The following is an 18,064-nucleotide window of genomic DNA, read 5'->3' on the forward strand; positions in this document are numbered from 1 at the left end:
CTCCTTAACGATCTTTCGGGTCGAGGGCGTCACGCAGGCCATCGCCGATAAAGTTGAAACAGAACAGAGTGACAACCAGGAAACCCGCCGGGAACAGCAGCAACCACGGTGAAACTTCCATTGAGTTGGCGCCGTCGCTGAGCAAGGCGCCCCAGCTGCTGAGCGGCTCTTGCGTGCCCAGCCCCAGGAAGCTGAGGAAGGATTCGAACAGGATCATGCTCGGCACCAGCAGCGACGCATACACCACCACCACGCCGAGCACGTTCGGCACGATATGCCGCAGCACGATATTGCGCGTGGAGACGCCGCACACCAGCGCCGCTTCGATAAACTCCTTACGCTTCAAACCGAGGGTTTGGCCGCGCACGATACGCGCCATATCCAGCCACGACACCATGCCGATCGCCACGAAGATCAACAGGATATTTTGGCCAAAGAAGGTCACCAGCAGGATCACGAAAAACATGAACGGGAAGGAGTTGAGGATCTCCAGCAAGCGCATCATCACCGAATCGATCTTGCCGCCCAGATAGCCGGACATCGCGCCGTACAGAGTGCCGACGATCACCGCCACCAGCGCCGCTGCCACGCCGACCATCAGCGAGATGCGCCCGCCGATCGCCACGCGCACCAGCAGATCGCGCCCGGAGGAGTCGGTGCCGAAATAGTGCCCCGATTCGAAGCTCGGCACCGCGGACATCATCGCCCAGTCGGTATCGTCATAGGCAAATTGCGACAGCATCGGCGCCAGCACCACAAACAGCGTGATCAGCGCCAGTACGAACAGGCTGCTGACCGCCGCGCGGTTGTGCATAAAGCGCCGACGCGCGTCTTGCCACAGGCTGCGCCCTTCCACTTCCAGCTTCTCGCTGAAGTTTTCCAGAGCTTCGCTGTTCTTTTTAGTCAACATCATTCGCGTGCTCCAGATTAATAACGGATTTTCGGATCGATGACCGCATACAGCACATCGACGATCGCGTTGAACAGAATGGTCAGGGCGCCCACCAAAATGGTCAGGCTCAGCACCAGGGAGTAATCGCGGTTCAGCGCGCCGTTAACGAACAGCTGGCCGATCCCCGGCAAACCATAAATGGTTTCGATCACCATCGAACCGGTAATGATGCCGACGAAGGCCGGGCCCATGTAGGACAGCACCGGTAACAGCGCCGGCTTCAGCGCATGGCGGAAAATGATGCGGCGCATCGGCAAGCCTTTGGCGCGCGCGGTGCGAATGAAGTTGGAGTGCAGCACTTCGATCATCGAGCCGCGCGTGATACGGGCGATACTGGCGATATAGGCCAGCGACAGCGCCACCATCGGCAAGATGATGAACTTTGGCGCACCGCCGTTCCAGCCACCGCCCGGCAGCCATTTCAGCGTGATGGCGAAGATCAGCACCAGCAGCGGCGCCACCACGAAACTGGGTATCACCACCCCGGTCATGGCGAACCCCATCACCGTATAGTCCCATTTGGTGTTCTGATTCAGCGCGGCGATAACGCCAGCGCTAACGCCCAGCACCACCGCCAGCAAAAATGCGGCCAGGCCGAGTTTGGCGGAAACCGGGAACGAGCTGGCGACCAGATCGTTGACCGAATAGTCCTTGTATTTAAAGGATGGGCCGAAGTCTCCCTGCGCAAGCTGCGCCAAATAATGACCGTACTGTTTCCAGATAGGATCGTTCAAATGATATTTGGCTTCGATATTGGCCATGACTTCCGGCGGCAAAGCGCGCTCCCCGGTAAAGGGGCTGCCGGGCGCCAGACGCATCATGAAGAATGAGATGGTGATAAGGATAAATAGTGTCGGGATCGCTTCCAACAAGCGACGAAGTATAAATTTAAGCATTGCCCTAACCCTGTGCGACAGCCTGATGACGGCTTATTATTCTCAACATGGGCCGGCGGCTGCGCCGCCGGCTCTTACCGTATCAATGCTTGATGATGTACAGGTTTTTGTCGTACACGTTATCAAGCGGGTCTTTGCCGGTGTAGCCACCGACGTAAGGTTTCACCAAACGGGCGTTCACGTAGTAATACAGCGGAACGATGGCGGAATCTTTATCCAGCTGAACTTCCGCTTTCTGATACAGATCGGCGCGCTCGTCTTTGGTCTTCGCGGTCAACACGTTCGCCATCAGCTTGTCGAACTCGGCGCTCTTGTAGTGCGGGGTGTTACTGCTGCTGTCGGACAGCATCATGTTCAGGAACGAGCTCGGCTCGTTGTAATCGGCACACCAGCCGGCGCGCGCCACGTCATAGGTACCCTGATGGCGGGTATCCAAGAAGGTTTTCCACTCCTGGTTCACCAGCTTCACGTCCACGCCCAGGTTTTTCTTCCAGATGGAGGCGGCGGCGATCGCCAGCTTCTTGTGCAAGTCGGAGGTGTTGTACAGCAGGGAGAAAGTCAGCGGTTTACCCGGGCCGTAGCCGGCGTCCGCCAGCAGTTTCTTCGCCACTTCGTTGCGTTTTTCCTGCGTCCAACCGAACCACTCTGGCGGGGTCAGCTTGGCGCCGTCGGTGTATGGCGGCGTAAAGCTGTAGGCCGGCAGATCGCCCTGGTTTTTCACCTTGTTGACGATAATGTCGCGGTCCATGCCCAGCTTCAGCGCTTCACGCACGCGCGCATCGGTGAACGGCGCCTTCTGGTTGTTGATTTCGTAGTAATAGGTGCACAGATAAGGATCGACGTGCACCTCTTTCGGGATCTCTTTCTTCAGCTTCTGGAACAGTTCGATCGGCATGTTGTTGTAGGTCATGTCGATTTCACCGGTGCGGTAGCGGTTAACGTCGGTCACTTCCGACGAAATAGGCAGGAACGTCACTTTATTGATGATGGTTTTGGCGTTGTCCCAATATTCCGGGTTGCGCTCCAGCACGATGCGTTCGTTGACGATCCAGTCTTTCAGTTTATAGGCGCCGTTGCTGACGTAGTTGGCCGGCAGCGTCCACTTCTCGCCGAACTTCTCCACCGCGTCTTTATAAACCGGCTTCATGGCGTAGTGCGGGGTCATTTCAACCAGATAAGGCACCGGCTCGCTCAAGGTTACCTGGAAGGTGTGGTCGTCGATGGCCTTCACGCCCAGCGTCGATTTGTCTTTTTTGCCGGCGATGATGTCATCGACGTTTTCTACGTGAGCGTATTGCAGATAGCTGGCGTAAGGCGAAGCGGTTTTCGGATCGACCACGCGCTGCCAGCTGTAGACGAAATCTTGCGCCGTCACCGGCTTGCCGTTGGACCATTTGGCGTCTTTACGCAGGTGGAAGGTCCAGACTTTGAAATCCTTGTTATCCCAGCTTTCCGCAACCCCTGGCACGATAGAACCGTCCGGGCTGTTGTTCGCCAGGCCTTCCATCAGATCGCGGGTGACGTTATTTTCCGGCACGCCCTCGATTTTATGCGGATCCAGCGACTGCACTTCGGAACCGTTGTTTTTGACGATTTCTTGCTTGTCGGCCAGCTGCACGCCCGCAGGAACGTCAGCGGCGAAAGCGCCCGCGGTTGCTGTGATGCCCAGCGCGGCGATAACGCCAGCGGCAATGAGAGTTTTCTTCGTGATGTTGGTCATGCTTATCGACTCCAGTTTTTATTATCACAGGCTCTCCGTGGAGCCTGCGTTGCCCGTTAGCGGACTCTGTTTTACCGCCGCCGCGGAACGAATGCGGCGGCCGGCCTTCCCCCATATTCCTCTGCGGTTCGACGCGAGGAATACCCCTTTTACTGCTTGATAATGTACAGATTCTTAACGTCGGTATAGTCCAGCGGATCTTTGCCGGTGAACCCGCCCACCGTCGGTTTGATCAATCGCGCACTGACGCGGTAATAAACCGGGATCAACGCGGAGTCTTTATCCAGCTGCGCTTCCGCCTGCTGGTAGAGCGCGGCGCGCGCAGCTTCATCCGGCGCCTTCAACGTCGCGGCCATGATGGCGTCGAACGCCGGGCTCTTATAAAACACGGTATTGATGCTGCTGTTGGACAACACCAGATTCAGGAAGGCGCTCGGTTCGTTGTAATCCCCGCACCAGGTGGCGCGCGCCACGTCGTATTGCCCCTGATGGCGGCTTTCCAGCGAGGTTTTCCACTCCTGATTGCGCAGCGTGACGTCGGCGCCGAGATTCTTCTTCCACATCGACGCGGCGGCGATCGCCTGCTGTTTGTTTTGATCGGAGGTGTTGTACAACAGCGAGAATTTCAGCGGTTTGGCGTCGCTGTAGCCCGCTTCCGCCAGCAGTTTTTTGGCTTCGGCATTGCGCTGTTCCTGGCTCCAGCCGGCCCAGGCCGGCTGAGTGAAGTTGGCGCCTTCCGTGAAGGTCGGCGTAAAGCTGTAGGCCGGGATCTGCCCCTGGCCCATGATCTTGTTGGCGATGATGTCGCGATCCAGCGTCATTTTCACCGCCGCGCGCACGCGCGGATCGGTGAACGGCGCCCGCTGGTTATTGAGCTCGTAATAGAAGGTGCACAGATAAGGGTTAACGTGCAGCTGCTCGGGCACTTCGCGTTTCATTTTGACGTACAGATACGGCGGGATGGCGCTGTTGGTGATGTCGATCTCGCCACTGCGGAAGCGGTTGACGTCGCTGACTTCCGAAGCGATCGGCAGGAAGGTCGCCTGATTGATCACCGTCTGCTTGTCATTCCAGTAGCTCGGGCTGCGCACCAGTACGATGCGTTCGTTCACCACCCACTCTTTCAGGCGGTAAGCGCCGTTGCCGACATAGTTGGCGGGCAGCGTCCATTTGTCGCCAAATTTCTCCACCACCGCGCGCTTGACCGGCTTGAGCGACGTGTGACTCAGCATGCTGATGAAATACGGCACCGGCTCGCTCAGGGTCACCTGCAGCGTCTGGTCGTCCAACGCCTTGACGCCGAGCGTCTGCGGGCTCTTTTTGCCGGTCAGGATGTCGTCGATATTCTCGACCTTGGTGTATTGCAGATAGCTGGCGTACGGCGAGGCGATTTTCGGATCGGCCAAACGCTGCCAGCTGTAGACGAAGTCTTGCGCGGTCACCGGGCTGCCGTCACTCCACACCGCGCCAGGGCGCAGGTGGAAGGTCCACTGCCGATAATCCTGATTTTCCCAGCGGGTCGCCGCCGCCGGCACCACATGCCCGTTGGCGTCGGTGCTCACCAGCCCTTCCAGCAGGTTAAGAATGATATTGCTTTCCGGCACCCCCTCGACCTTATGCGGATCCAATGAAGCCACTTCGCTGCCGTTGTTAATCACAATATTCTGCTGCTGCGCCAATTGGACGCCGGCTGGAACCTCAGCCGCCAAACTGCTATTTACGGCGCCGACGCTCAACGCGCCGCTAATCAACAAGGTCAAAGAAGTGCGCTTCAGGGTTTGCTGCATAATCGAGGCTCCTTTTCACCGACAAGCATCGCTTATCGAAGTTTGTGAAGTGTTTATAAGAATTCTAAATAAACGGATACCAGCAAAAATCATTCCCGTTTTTGTGGCGCATTTCAGTTAATTGACCACGGGAAAGTTGCTCGGAAATTAGCAGAAGCCAAATTCCATAGCCAATAAATTTTACGAAAATGTTAAGCAATTCTCTTTTATCGCACCAAGCCTCGTCCGCCCCCTGAGATCGGGGCCGCGTAAAGGCAATCTCATGACTTTGATTTTAAAGATAAAAAAACAAAAACCATTTCATTTGAAACCGTTAGTGCAATCTCACCGCCACACAAAGAAACATTCAGTTAACAATCTGGCCATTCAAAGAACAAACACCTGCCAATGGGGCGGTTAATCACTAATAACACCTGGATGAAAGTGAGACAAGCCCCACAGAATGATGTGATTAATTTAACAACAGCTTGACCGTTGAACGGGGGCAAAAATGGCAGAAATGGGGAAGGAAAAGTGTTTGAAATAATGCTTAGCGTTTTTTTTGAGCAGCAACATGAGATTTATGCAACATAAGAGTGCAACGGCTTAAATTTTATTCACTCCATGCACTATAATAATGCGAACTAATAAATAATTTAAATTTTAAAATTAACTTTAGCCGCGCCAATAGGCGAGACGCGGCTAAACGCGGCTATCACAACAGACCGGGGAATATCGCCTTAATGCCGGTCACGATAAATTCGATTCCAAGCGCCATCAGCAACAGGCCCATGATACGGGTGATTACGTTAATGCCGGTCTGCCCCAGCAAGCGTACCAACAGCGGCGCGGCACGGAACAACAGCCAGCAACAAAATGCGAACAAAGCGATCGCCACCGTGAAGCCGAGCAGGCTTTGCCAGTTGTGATAGCGGGAACTCCAGACGATGGTGGAACTGATGGCCCCCGGCCCCGCCATCAGCGGCAGCGCTAACGGCACCACGCCGATGCTCTCGCGGATCGCGCTCTCCGATTTTTCCTGCTTGTTCTGTTTGTCTTCCCCCAGCTTGCCGCTGATCATCGACATGGCTATGGTCACCACCAGAATACCGCCGGCGATGCGAAACGAATCGATAGAGATGCCGAACATGCGCAAGATCCCTTCACCCAGGAACAACGACGTCCACAGAATGATGGCGACCGACAGGTTGGCGGTCAGGTTGGTTTTGTTGCGCCCGGCTTCCGCCTGGTAGCTGGTCATGCTGATAAACACCGGCAAAATGCCGACCGGGTTGACCAGCGCAAACAGACCGACAAAGAACTTGATAAAGCCGGAAAGATCCAACAGAGATTGGCCCACAGATGGCTCCGCATTAATCGCTATGAAAAGGTGTGCTGCCTATGCGCGCTAATGTAATGGAATTGGCGCGGGTAATCCATCCGGCCCGAGCAGCATTTTTGACTGCCAGCAAGTTATGAGACGAAACAAATGCCCTTTGTTAAAGTGATGTATGGCCTTTTGATTTTTTATGTTGAAAAAAGAGTCACCGCTCACAGTTATCAAGAATGATTCCCAACACCAGCAAGCTGAAAGGTGTCAGCTTGCACTTTTCATGATTTAGATCACAAATAAACTACCCAACAGTGGGTAAGCTCTTAGTCGTAGTCAGGGAGTAGAACAAAGTAGGTGGCCACATCGCCGGTTCCGTTCTCCTCACTGCCTGCCCCTCCGGTTGGCGTAGGGTAAAGCTCTTTAAGCAAATCAGCAGCATGCGAAGAAATAACGCGGGAAATCCCCGGTATTCGAATCACCGTTTATCCGCGTTATGACTATACTAGTGGCTCGCACGGCTTATTTACTGAAAGAGTTTAACATTATCAGGAGAGCATTATGGCTGTAACGAATGTCGCTGAACTGAACGAGCTTGTCGCACGTGTCAAAAAAGCCCAGCGCGAATATGCCAACTTCACTCAAGAGCAAGTGGACAAAATCTTCCGCGCTGCCGCCCTCGCCGCTGCTGATGCCCGTATCCCGTTGGCCAAAATGGCCGTGGAAGAATCCGGAATGGGTATCGTCGAAGACAAAGTGATCAAAAACCACTTCGCTTCCGAGTACATCTACAACGCCTATAAAGACGAAAAAACCTGTGGCATCCTGTCTGAAGATGACACTTTCGGTACCATCACCATCGCCGAACCTATCGGCCTGATTTGCGGTATCGTCCCTACCACCAACCCAACTTCTACCGCGATCTTCAAAGCGCTGATCAGCCTCAAAACCCGCAACGGCATCATCTTCTCGCCACATCCGCGCGCGAAGAATGCCACCAACAAAGCCGCCGATATCGTGCTGCAGGCCGCTATCGCCGCCGGTGCGCCAAAAGACATCATCGGTTGGATCGATCAGCCTACCGTCGAGCTGTCCAACCAGCTGATGCACCACCCTGACATCAACCTGATCCTGGCCACCGGTGGCCCGGGCATGGTGAAAGCCGCCTACAGCTCAGGCAAACCGGCGATCGGCGTAGGTGCCGGTAATACGCCGGTGGTAGTAGACGAAACCGCAGACATCAAACGCGTGGTCGCCTCTATCCTGATGTCCAAAACCTTCGACAGCGGCGTCATCTGCGCCTCCGAGCAGTCGGTCATCGTCGTTGACTCCGTCTATGATGCGGTGCGCGAACGCTTCGCCTCCCACGGCGGCTACCTGCTGCAGGGTAAAGAGCTGAAAGCGGTGCAGGACATCATTTTGAAAAACGGCGGCCTGAACGCGGCCATCGTGGGTCAATCCGCGCCGAAAATCGCCGAGATGGCAGGCATTAAAGTGCCGGCCAACACCAAGGTGCTGATCGGTGAAGTGAAACTGGTCGACGAAACCGAACCTTTCGCGCATGAAAAACTGTCGCCTACCCTGGCGATGTACCGCGCCAAAGACTTCGAAGACGCGGTCTCCAAAGCCGAAAAACTGGTCGCCATGGGCGGTATCGGCCACACCTCCTGCCTGTACACAGACCAGGATAACCAAACGGCTCGCGTCGCCTACTTCGGCGATAAAATGAAAACGGCTCGCATCCTGATCAACACCCCGGCTTCTCAGGGCGGCATCGGCGACCTGTACAACTTTAAACTCGCGCCTTCGCTGACGCTGGGTTGCGGTTCCTGGGGTGGTAACTCCATCTCTGAAAACGTCGGACCTAAACACCTGATCAACAAGAAAACTGTAGCGAAGCGAGCAGAAAACATGTTGTGGCATAAACTTCCGAAATCGATCTACTTCCGCCGTGGCTCGCTGCCTATCGCGCTGGAAGAAGTGGCGACCGACGGGGCGAAACGCGCCTTCATCGTGACCGACCGTTTCCTGTTCAACAACGGCTATGCCGACCAGATCACCAAGGTTCTGAAGTCACACGGCATCGAAACCGAAGTGTTCTTCGAAGTAGAGGCCGATCCGACGCTGAGCATCGTGCGTAAAGGCGCCGAGCAGATGAACTCCTTCAAACCGGACGTCATCATCGCGCTGGGCGGCGGTTCGCCGATGGACGCCGCGAAAATCATGTGGGTGCTGTACGAACATCCTGAAACCCACTTCGAGGATCTGGCGCTGCGCTTCATGGACATCCGCAAGCGTATCTACAAATTCCCGAAAATGGGCGTGAAAGCGAAAATGATCGCCATCACCACCACGTCAGGTACCGGTTCAGAAGTCACACCGTTCGCGGTCGTGACCGACGACGCCACCGGACAGAAATACCCGCTGGCCGACTATGCGCTGACCCCGGACATGGCGATTGTCGACGCCAACCTGGTGATGAACATGCCGAAATCCCTGTGCGCCTTCGGTGGCCTGGATGCGGTGACCCACGCGCTGGAAGCTTACGTGTCGGTGCTGGCGAACGAATACTCCGACGGCCAGGCGCTGCAGGCGCTGAAACTGTTGAAAGAGTATCTGCCGGCCAGCTACAAAGAAGGCGCGAAAAACCCGGTTGCCCGTGAACGCGTGCACAACGCCGCCACCATCGCCGGTATCGCTTTCGCCAACGCCTTCCTCGGGGTTTGTCACTCCATGGCGCACAAACTGGGTTCGGAGTTCCACATTCCGCACGGCCTGGCCAACGCGATGCTGATTTCCAACGTCATTCGCTACAACGCGAACGACAACCCGACCAAGCAGACGGCCTTCAGCCAGTACGACCGCCCTCAGGCGCGCCGTCGCTACGCTGAAATCGCTGACCACCTCGGCCTGAGCGCACCGGGCGACCGCACCGCGCAGAAGATTGAGAAACTGCTGGCCTGGCTGGATGAGCTGAAAACAGAGTTGGGCATCCCAACCTCCATCCGTGAGGCGGGCGTGCAGGAAGCGGACTTCCTGGCGAAGGTCGACAAGCTGTCGGAAGACGCTTTCGACGACCAGTGCACCGGCGCCAACCCACGCTATCCGCTGATTGCCGAACTGAAGCAAATCATGCTGGATACCTTCTACGGCCGCGAATTCAGTGAAACGGTAGAAGAGGAAGCGGCAGCACCGGCAGCTGCCAAAGCTGCGGTAAAAAAGTCCAAGAAATAACGGTTCCGTGAACCGATGAAAAAACCCGCCGAACGGCGGGTTTTTTATTGCGCCTGACGCGCTGTTTTTCTGACCCCGCCGCCAAAGCGCCTCAGCCGGCCCTGGCGACGTTTTCGGCCCTACTCCAGGGAGTGAATCGCCTCTTTATAATGCTTGCGGCAGACAGAGACATAGCTCTCGTTACCGCCAATCACCACTTGCTCGCCGGCGTGCATCGCCTTGCCATTCTCATCCAACCGCAACACCATATTGGCTTTGCGCCCGCAGTGGCAGATGGTTTTCAATTCCACCAGCTTATCGGCCCAGGCCAGTAAATATTGGCTGCCGATAAACAGTTCGCCGAGAAAATCGGTTCGCAAGCCGTAACACAATACGGGAATGTCCAGTTGATCCACCACGTCGCACAATTGTTCAACCTGTGCTTTGGTCAGGAACTGGCTTTCGTCCAGCAGCACACAGTGCACCGGCTGCTGCTGATGCTCTTGCTGAATCATGGTGTACAACATCGAGTCATTGTTATAAAGCTGGGCCTGCGAGGATAAGCCGATGCGCGAACTGACTTTGCCCACGCCAAAGCGATGATCGATCTCCGCAGTGAACACCAGCGTGCGCATACCACGCTCTTGATAGTTATATGAAGACTGTAGCAGCGCGGTGGACTTGCCGGCATTCATCGCAGAGTAATAAAAATAAAGTTGAGCCATGGCCCCGCAACTCCGATGGTATAAGAAATATTCAAATGTTGATTAGGACGGCAAGTGTACCATAACCCGGCCCCGGGCTCAGCCCAAAGCGAGTGAATATTGCGTTCGCCGTAATAATGCGCTTTCAAGCGAAACATATCGTTCTGTCGGTATGTTCTTTTTACAGCTATTTACAGGATAATGTATGCCTGTCATCACTATTAATTCTTGCTAATGGTTATCGCACATTAATGCACAGCCGCCCTTTACCCACCGCAGGCGCGGCAGCCGTGACGGCAGCTCTGGCTATTATACTGCGGCCAATATCGGGCATTTAATCACCTTCACAAGCCCCCCGACGTTTCCTGACGTGATCTTTACCAATATACCCCTATTGTTTACAATGTCTGCAGTGCCACGACGTGATTAAGCCCACAGAACTCATTGTAATATTGATATAAATTGCGGCGATAACTTATCGAGGAAAGCCTTGCGGCACGTATCTTTTAAAGCATGTCTGCTGAAATTTTGGCTTAAGCAAGATGAGGGTAATAGTTAACAGCCCTTCCTATTATTAGTCGTCCGGATCCGATTAACGGTTTCTTTAAAGGTAAATTTGAGTATTCATGTCAATTTGGCTATTGCAGAAAAGAAAAGAGCACTCTATTATTATCGAGACGCCCCCCACCAATATAATTTGAGACTAGGACAATGAGCGAAGCATTAAAGATTTTGAACAACATCCGCACTCTGCGCGCCCAGGCAAGAGAATGCACGCTGGAAACGCTGGAAGAAATGCTCGAGAAACTGGAAGTTGTTGTGAACGAACGTCGCGAAGAAGACAGCCAGGCTCAAGCAGAAATCGAAGAACGCACTCGTAAACTGCAGCAATACCGCGAAATGCTGATTGCTGACGGTATCGACCCGAATGAACTGCTGCAAACTATGGCTGCCAACAAGGCTGCTGGTAAAGCAAAACGCGCAGCACGCCCGGCTAAATACCAATATAAAGACGAAAACGGCGAACTGAAAACCTGGACCGGTCAAGGCCGTACTCCTGCGGTGATCAAGAAAGCTATCGAAGAGCAAGGTAAATCTCTGGACGATTTCCTGCTGTAATAGCGACGCAGTCCGTATCTGAAAGGCTCCCTTCGGGGGGCCTTTTCATTTTAAAGCTTATCGTTCGACTCCCGCTCTCTCTCGCCTTTTAGTAAATATCCTAATTCGCTTTTCCTTCTAGCATGAAATTTCAGTGAAAAAAAGGGACCCTAAGGCCCCTTTATCGCATTTACACCCACGTTCAATTATTGAACCTGATAGAATGCCTTATACCAGTCAACGAAGCGCTTTACGCCCTCTTCAACACTGGTTTCCGGTTTAAAACCGATGTCACGATAAAGCTCTTCCGTATCCGCGCTGGTATCCATCACGTCGCCAGGTTGCATCGGCAGCATATTCTTACGGGCAGTCACCCCCAATGCCAGCTCCAATGCACGGATATATTCCATCAGTTTAACAGGCGTGTTATTGCCGATATTATAAACATGATACGGCGCGGAACTGGTCGCCGGCGATCCCTGTTCAACGGTCCATGACGGATCTGCCTGCGGAATAACCGCCTGCAGCCGTACAATCGCCTCAGCGATATCATCGATGTAAGTAAAGTCACGGTGCATTTCACCGTGGTTATATACATCGATGCTCTCCCCCGCCAATATAGCCTTGGTAAACTTGAACAGCGCCATATCCGGACGCCCCCAAGGACCATAAACGGTAAAGAAGCGCAGCCCCGTCGTAGGGAGACCGTATAAATGGGAGTAACTGTGCGACATCAGCTCATTGGCCTTTTTAGTTGCCGCATACAGTGATACCGGATGATCAACCGAATCTTCGGTTGCAAACGGCAGCTTGCGATTCAGGCCATATACCGAACTGGAAGAGGCATAGAGCAAATGCTCAACTTTATTATGACGGCAACCTTCCAGAACGTTTAAATGGCCGATCAGGTTAGCATCCGCATAAGCCAACGGATTGACCAACGAATAACGCACGCCGGCCTGAGCTCCCAAATGAATGACTCGTTGGAACTGATGCTCGGCAAACAATGCCGCCATACCTTCACGATCGGCCAAATCCAGCTTAATAAAGCGGAATCCCGGCTTATCCGCCAGTCTGTCCAGACGGGCCATTTTCAGGCCCACGTCATAATAGTCGTTCAGGTTATCAATGCCGACAACCTGATGACCGGCGGTCAACAAACGCTCTGCAACGTGATAGCCAATAAACCCTGCGGCGCCTGTAACCAGGAATTTCATGCCCACTCCTTAAATAACCGGTTTAATCGAGGCGCCGCGGCCAATCGCGTAGTAGGTAAAGCCGCGATTTTCCAAACGCTCCGGATCGTACAGGTTACGTCCATCGAAGATCACCGGCTGCTTCAGTTCACTTTTGATCACGTCGAAGTCCGGTGCGCGGAAATTCTGCCATTCGGTGCAGATCACCAGAGCATCGGCGCCGTGCAGCGCAGCCTCTTTGGTACCCATCAGCTTCAAGTCATCACGTTGGCCATAGATGCGTTGGACTTCGTTCATCGCTTCCGGATCGTAAGCCTGAACGGTGGCGCCGGCGGCCCACAGTTGCTCCATCAGCACGCGGCTGGAGGCTTCACGCATGTCATCGGTATTCGGCTTGAACGCCAGGCCCCACAGCGCGAAGGTTTTGCCCTTCAGATCGCTGCCGAAGTAGTCTTTGATAAAGCTGTTCAGCTTGTCTTTCTGTTGGTAGTTGACCTGCTCAACCGCCTGCAGCAGCTTCGGTTGGTAACCGATCTGCTCCGCCGTGCGGATCAGCGCCTGCACGTCTTTCGGGAAGCACGAGCCGCCGTAACCGCAGCCAGGGTAGATGAAGTGATAACCGATGCGAGAGTCGGAACCGATGCCCTGACGCACTTTTTCGATATCTGCGCCCAGCATTTCCGCCAGATTGGACATTTCGTTCATAAAGCTGATTTTAGTCGCCAGCATGCAGTTAGCGGCGTATTTGGTCAGCTCCGCGCTGCGGATATCCATCATGATCATGCGATCGTGATTGCGGTTAAACGGTTCGTACAGCTCGCGAATAGGTTCGATCACATCTTTATTATCGGTGCCGATGACGATGCGCTCAGGACGCATGCAGTCTGCCACCGCCGCGCCTTCCTTCAGGAATTCCGGGTTAGACACCACGTCGAACGGCACATTGCTGCCGCGCTTCGCCAGCGTTTCCGCCATCACCTGGCGCACCTTGTCCGCCGTACCGACCGGTACGGTGGATTTGTCGATCACCACTTTGCGATCGGTCATGTGCTCGGCAATGGTGCGAGCCACCGCAGTGACATATTTCAGGTCGGCGGAACCGTCTTCATCCGGCGGCGTACCGACGGCGATGAACTGGATATTCCCGTGCGCCACGCCCGCTTTGGCATCGGTGGTGAAATGCAGGCGGCCGGCCTCATAGTTTTGCTGCACCAGCGGGGTCAGACCCGGTTCAAAAATCGGGATATTACCTTTTTTCAGGTTTTCGACTTTTCGTTCGTCGACGTCGATGCACATCACGTCATGGCCGACTTCAGCCAGCACGGCGGCCTGCACCAGACCCACATAGCCAATACCAAAAACTGTTACTTTCATGTGAAAATCCTAGTTTTTCAAATTAAGACGAAAGATCATTCAATTACTTCTTGTCAGCGGCAACAACCTGTTGCAGCCACTGAGAAAATTCTTTGCCCAGGCTGGCATGACGCATGCCGTATTCTACAAACGCCTGCATATAACCCAGCTTGTTGCCGCAGTCATGGCTCACGCCTTTCAGGTGATACGCTTCCACCGTTTCCTGCTGCATCAACATTTCGATGCTGTCAGTCAGCTGAATTTCATCGCCGGCGCCCGGAGGCGTTTTCGCCAGCAGCGGCCAAATATCGGCGGACAGCACGTAACGACCGACGATCGCCAGGTTGGAAGGCGCTTTATCCGGTGACGGCTTCTCGACCACGCTGACCATCGGCGCGCTTTCACCAGGCTGCAGATCGACGCCCTTGCAGTCGGCTACGCCGTAGTTTCCGACATCCTTATGCGGCACGGGTTCAACCATGATCTGGCTGACGCCGGTGGTTTCGAAGCGCTGCAACATCTCGCGCAGATTGTCTTTTTTCGGATCGGCGCTGTATTCGTCGAGGATCACGTCCGGCAACACCACGGCGACCGGCTCATCGCCCACCATCGGGTAAGCGCACATGATTGCGTGCCCCAAACCTTTCGCGTTCCCCTGACGGACTTGCATCACGGTAACGCCTTTCGGGCAGATCGACTGAACTTCATCCAGCAATTGACGCTTGACGCGTTTTTCCAGCATCGCTTCCAGCTCGAAACTGGTATCAAAATGGTTTTCGATCGAGTTCTTGGAGGAGTGAGTGACCAGCACAATCTCGTTAATCCCTGCCGCAATGCACTCATTGACGACGTATTGGATCAGCGGTTTATCAACCAGCGGCAACATTTCTTTTGGAATGGCTTTGGTGGCCGGCAACATCCGCGTACCCAAGCCTGCAACCGGGATCACGGCTTTTCTGACTTTGCGATTTACAGCAGGCATTATTTCCTCTCTTAAAGCTAAAGCGCTCATTTTATGAGCTTGGGCTCGATATAAAAAAACCTTCGGAGTATACCAGCTTATGCGCGCCGAGCATTAGCCAGAACACAAATAGAAAACATTTAGGACTATTACCCGCTCTGATAATCGGGGGAATAAATAAACGGTTTAATTACCGATAAGTGAATAGCTTAAGATCTCGCCACTCGGCACCGATTATTCAGCGCTGAGCATCAGCCGCAATCGGCCCCCGCTCCCCCATACCTGACATTGCCAGGCAGTACAGCGTTGGCTGATCTGATTCATGTAGGTGGCGCCCAGCGTACCCAGCGGCACGCCGTTGCTCAGCTGAATTTGATTGTCGCCGGTATTGACGTTGGCGTGCAGCCCGGCGGAAACCAGAATCAGGTTTTTATTTTCGGCGTGATAATATCCCAGCAACAGGGGGAATTGCCCCTCCAATTTCCCCTGTCGCAATAATTGATTAACCTGCTTTAACAATGCCGACATTTGCGGCAAGCGATGTTGTTGATTAGCCAGATGGTCTTGCAGCAATCCATTAAATAATGCGCGCAACAGCAACGCCGCCAATACGCCATTATCGCCGGCGCGGGTGACGTCCAGACAATAGAACGCCAGATCCTTTTCTGACAGCGCTGCGATATCCAATACCAGGCCGGGATTCTCTCCCGTGGTCAACTGCCGATAATTGATCCGGCAATGCGCAATGGTCTGTTGTACCGGCGGCTGCAGCTGTTTAAGCAATTTAATCGCTTCGGAAGGATTTTTGCTCAACGCATCCCAATCTTGAAACAGCTCGACCTCTTCAATGGCCTGGGAGGTGAACATATTGGGATATAAACACGCCAGCACCGCTTCACGCAGGCGATTCAGATCGGTCAGCGGCTTCAGCAACACATCCTGCACGCCCAGCCGCAATACCTTGGCGATGTCAGCCATCTTGTCGGTCGCCGAGATCACCAGCACCGGGATCTGCCCCCCCTGCAGGCGCAGGTGCTCGACAAATTCAATGCCGCCCATTTCCGGCATCGCGAGATCGCACAGAATCAGATCCGGCTTGAAATCATCCACGGCACTCAGCGCCTGTAAACCGTTGGTCGCTTCGCCGGTTTCTGCGCCCAGCGAGGTCAAGTACCCGACCAGCACGGAACGAAACACCTGTTCGTCCTCCACGATCAAGATGCGCTTGTGAGTGAGTGGTAATGCCATCAGCCGAGCCTCGTCCCTTTCCATAGTGTAATAGTGGCTCAAAAAGGTCACTTATGCTCGTCTGAAACAGACCGACCGTGCATTGCCAACCGAGAACCGAGAATTATCTATTTTTTATCAACGGCAACAACCGATCCAGTTGTTTTTCCACCGCCAGCAGCCCCGCCTCGATCGCCTCTTCGGCGCGATGGAAATCCAACGTCGAAATCTGCGGACAGAAAGGTTGGATCAAGACGTCCGGCGGATCGCTCGCCATCCGCGTGCGTTTCAAACGATTTTCCAACATTTGAATCGACGTGCCCATAATCTCCATCGCCGTCGGCGCCGTCGTCGGTTTGCGCTGCCGCATTCTGCCAACCCGCTCTCGCAGACGCCCGCGCCAATTGCCTGCGGGGGCATCATCCGTACTTTGGTCCTCGCCGCGTACCGAGAACAGGTCCTGCTGCATCAGATGCGCGTCATGCTGCAGATCGACAGCGATGACGATGTCGGCGCCGAGCGCCCGGCAGAGCGACACCGGTACCGGATTCACCACCGCGCCATCCACCAGCCAATAGCCGTCGGCCCACACCGGCGCCAACAGGCCGGGCATGCTGCAAGAAGCGCGCACCGCCTGATGAATATCGCCCTCGGTCAGCCACAGTTCGCGGCCGGTGCTGAGGTTGGTCGTCACGGCGCCGAACTTCAGCGCACACTCGGCGATGTCATTGATCTTCAACAGCTGCCCGACGGCATTAAATACGCGTTCGCCGCGCAGCAAACCGCCGCGCTGCCAGGAAAAATCCATCAACCGGATCACGTCCCAATAGCTGAACGACCGCACCCACTGCTCCATCGCCGGCAAACGATGGCTGGCGAACGCCGCGCCCACCAGCGCACCGACAGAGCAACCCGCAACGATATCGACCTCAATCCCCAGTTTCTTTAACGCATTAATCACGCCGATGTGGGCCCAGCCTTTGGCCGAGCCTGCCCCCAGCGCCAGTCCGATCTTGATTTGCCGCATAGCGCCATCCTCTCGGTAAAGGGTTGCCTCTGCTTTCAGGGTAGATTGTCACCAACGAATATTGTTAGGTAACATATGCGCTAAATTCATTTTCTGCCTCGTCTTTCAGGAGTTATTTTGCCCGAATCATGCCCATGCGGCAGCGGACTGACCTACAACGCGTGCTGCGCCCTTTTTATCAATGGCAGCCAGCCGGCGCCGACCCCGGGTCAGCTGATGCGTTCACGCTTCACCGCCTACGTTAATCATAACGTCGACTATCTGATCGCCACCTGGCACCCCGATTGCGGCGCCGAAGCGTGGCGCAATGCCATCGTCGACAGTTTTAAAAACACCGAATGGCTGGGCCTGACGATCGTGGAAGAGAAAGCCGGCCATGAAGCGGATGAGGGCTTCGTCGAATTCATCGCCCGTTTTACCGACGGTGACAGCGGTGCCCCTAAGGCGATGCATGAGCGCTCACGCTTCCTTCGCCGCGATCAACGTTGGTATTATATCGACGGTACCCAACCCCAGCCCGGCAGAAATGCAATTTGCCCCTGCGGCTCTGGGAAAAAATATAAGAAGTGCTGCGGGCGCTAGCCGGCCGGCGCTTCACGTTTATGCCTGCGCAGACAGGCC

14 protein-coding genes are annotated in these 18,064 nt (G+C 54.6%); 3 read left to right on the forward strand and 11 right to left on the reverse strand.

The features are described from left to right. Nucleotides 1-4: 4 nt before the first annotated feature. The 5 genes from oppC to GKN89_RS02930 all read right to left on the reverse strand — a co-directional run bounded on the left by oppC (nt 5) and on the right by GKN89_RS02930 (nt 6,694). Nucleotides 5-913: an oligopeptide ABC transporter permease OppC gene (gene oppC, locus GKN89_RS02910; protein WP_019452739.1), complete on the reverse strand. Its 909-nt coding sequence runs from the start codon at nt 911-913 to the stop codon at nt 5-7. Between the two features lie 14 nt (nt 914-927). Beyond that, complete coding sequence (gene oppB / locus GKN89_RS02915) at nt 928-1,848, reverse strand: oligopeptide ABC transporter permease OppB (RefSeq protein WP_004932150.1); 921 nt, start codon at nt 1,846-1,848, stop codon at nt 928-930. An 82-nt stretch (nt 1,849-1,930) separates the two neighbouring features. Beyond that, nucleotides 1,931-3,568 carry an oligopeptide ABC transporter substrate-binding protein OppA gene (gene oppA / locus GKN89_RS02920; RefSeq protein WP_019452741.1) on the reverse strand — a complete coding sequence of 546 codons (1,638 nt, stop codon included), beginning with the start codon at nt 3,566-3,568 and terminating at the stop codon, nt 1,931-1,933. Nucleotides 3,569-3,717: 149 nt separating this feature from the next. Then, nucleotides 3,718-5,355 (reverse strand): ABC transporter substrate-binding protein, encoded by a 1,638-nt coding sequence (locus tag GKN89_RS02925; RefSeq protein WP_154746315.1) that lies wholly within the window; start codon nt 5,353-5,355, stop codon nt 3,718-3,720. 694 nt (nt 5,356-6,049) lie between these two features. Then, nucleotides 6,050-6,694 (reverse strand): YchE family NAAT transporter, encoded by a 645-nt coding sequence (locus GKN89_RS02930; RefSeq protein WP_015378089.1) that lies wholly within the window; start codon nt 6,692-6,694, stop codon nt 6,050-6,052. A gap of 531 nt (nt 6,695-7,225) precedes the next feature. Here GKN89_RS02930 and adhE point away from each other — a divergent pair. Next, nucleotides 7,226-9,898, forward strand: a complete 2,673-nt coding sequence (adhE, locus tag GKN89_RS02935; protein ID WP_019452743.1) for a bifunctional acetaldehyde-CoA/alcohol dehydrogenase — start codon at nt 7,226-7,228, stop codon at nt 9,896-9,898. A 119-nt stretch (nt 9,899-10,017) separates the two neighbouring features. Here adhE and GKN89_RS02940 read toward each other — a convergent pair whose 3' ends face one another. Further along, nucleotides 10,018-10,602, reverse strand: coding sequence for a thymidine kinase (locus tag GKN89_RS02940; protein WP_154746316.1), 585 nt, complete (start codon nt 10,600-10,602; stop codon nt 10,018-10,020). Between the two features lie 690 nt (nt 10,603-11,292). Here GKN89_RS02940 and hns point away from each other — a divergent pair. Next, nucleotides 11,293-11,700 (forward strand): histone-like nucleoid-structuring protein H-NS, encoded by a 408-nt coding sequence (hns, locus tag GKN89_RS02945; protein WP_004932170.1) that lies wholly within the window; start codon nt 11,293-11,295, stop codon nt 11,698-11,700. 185 nt (nt 11,701-11,885) lie between these two features. On the opposite strand, the gene GKN89_RS02950 is transcribed toward hns, so the two are convergent. The 5 genes from GKN89_RS02950 to rssA form a co-directional block, all read right to left on the reverse strand. Further along, nucleotides 11,886-12,896, reverse strand: a complete 1,011-nt coding sequence (locus GKN89_RS02950) for an NAD-dependent epimerase (RefSeq protein WP_019452745.1) — start codon at nt 12,894-12,896, stop codon at nt 11,886-11,888. Nucleotides 12,897-12,905: 9 nt separating this feature from the next. Next, a complete protein-coding gene (locus GKN89_RS02955; RefSeq protein WP_025159795.1) occupies nt 12,906-14,249 on the reverse strand; it encodes a UDP-glucose/GDP-mannose dehydrogenase family protein in 1,344 nt (447 codons plus the stop codon). A 43-nt stretch (nt 14,250-14,292) separates the two neighbouring features. Beyond that, nucleotides 14,293-15,210, reverse strand: a complete 918-nt coding sequence (galU, locus tag GKN89_RS02960) for a UTP--glucose-1-phosphate uridylyltransferase GalU (protein WP_154746317.1) — start codon at nt 15,208-15,210, stop codon at nt 14,293-14,295. A gap of 213 nt (nt 15,211-15,423) precedes the next feature. Continuing rightward, on the reverse strand, nt 15,424-16,437 hold the full coding sequence (rssB, locus tag GKN89_RS02965; protein WP_154746318.1) for a two-component system response regulator RssB: 1,014 nt from the start codon (nt 16,435-16,437) through the stop codon (nt 15,424-15,426). 103 nt (nt 16,438-16,540) lie between these two features. Next, nucleotides 16,541-17,443: a patatin-like phospholipase RssA gene (rssA, locus tag GKN89_RS02970; RefSeq protein WP_154746319.1), complete on the reverse strand. Its 903-nt coding sequence runs from the start codon at nt 17,441-17,443 to the stop codon at nt 16,541-16,543. 117 nt (nt 17,444-17,560) lie between these two features. On the opposite strand from rssA, the gene GKN89_RS02975 reads away from it, so the two are divergent. Continuing rightward, the gene (locus GKN89_RS02975) at nt 17,561-18,025 is read left to right on the forward strand and encodes a YchJ family protein (protein WP_154746320.1); all 465 of its coding nucleotides are present in this window, start codon (nt 17,561-17,563) and stop codon (nt 18,023-18,025) included. The last annotated feature ends 39 nt before the right edge of the window (nt 18,026-18,064 follow it).

Origin of the sequence: Serratia sp. YC16 (genome assembly GCF_009707615.1) — a bacterium.
Lineage (GTDB): Bacteria > Pseudomonadota > Gammaproteobacteria > Enterobacterales > Enterobacteriaceae > Serratia > Serratia surfactantfaciens.

Coding starts and splice junctions, on each gene's coding strand:
- rssA (WP_154746319.1), bottom strand. CDS start 17,443: ATGCGGCAAATCAAGATCGGACTGGCGCTGGGGGCAGGCTCGGCCAAA.
- GKN89_RS02925 (WP_154746315.1), bottom strand. CDS start 5,355: ATGCAGCAAACCCTGAAGCGCACTTCTTTGACCTTGTTGATTAGCGGC.
- oppC (WP_019452739.1), bottom strand. CDS start 913: ATGATGTTGACTAAAAAGAACAGCGAAGCTCTGGAAAACTTCAGCGAG.
- adhE (WP_019452743.1), top strand. CDS start 7,226: ATGGCTGTAACGAATGTCGCTGAACTGAACGAGCTTGTCGCACGTGTC.
- GKN89_RS02955 (WP_025159795.1), bottom strand. CDS start 14,249: ATGAAAGTAACAGTTTTTGGTATTGGCTATGTGGGTCTGGTGCAGGCC.
- GKN89_RS02940 (WP_154746316.1), bottom strand. CDS start 10,602: ATGGCTCAACTTTATTTTTATTACTCTGCGATGAATGCCGGCAAGTCC.
- oppA (WP_019452741.1), bottom strand. CDS start 3,568: ATGACCAACATCACGAAGAAAACTCTCATTGCCGCTGGCGTTATCGCC.
- oppB (WP_004932150.1), bottom strand. CDS start 1,848: ATGCTTAAATTTATACTTCGTCGCTTGTTGGAAGCGATCCCGACACTA.
- galU (WP_154746317.1), bottom strand. CDS start 15,210: ATGCCTGCTGTAAATCGCAAAGTCAGAAAAGCCGTGATCCCGGTTGCA.
- GKN89_RS02950 (WP_019452745.1), bottom strand. CDS start 12,896: ATGAAATTCCTGGTTACAGGCGCCGCAGGGTTTATTGGCTATCACGTT.
- rssB (WP_154746318.1), bottom strand. CDS start 16,437: ATGGCATTACCACTCACTCACAAGCGCATCTTGATCGTGGAGGACGAA.
- hns (WP_004932170.1), top strand. CDS start 11,293: ATGAGCGAAGCATTAAAGATTTTGAACAACATCCGCACTCTGCGCGCC.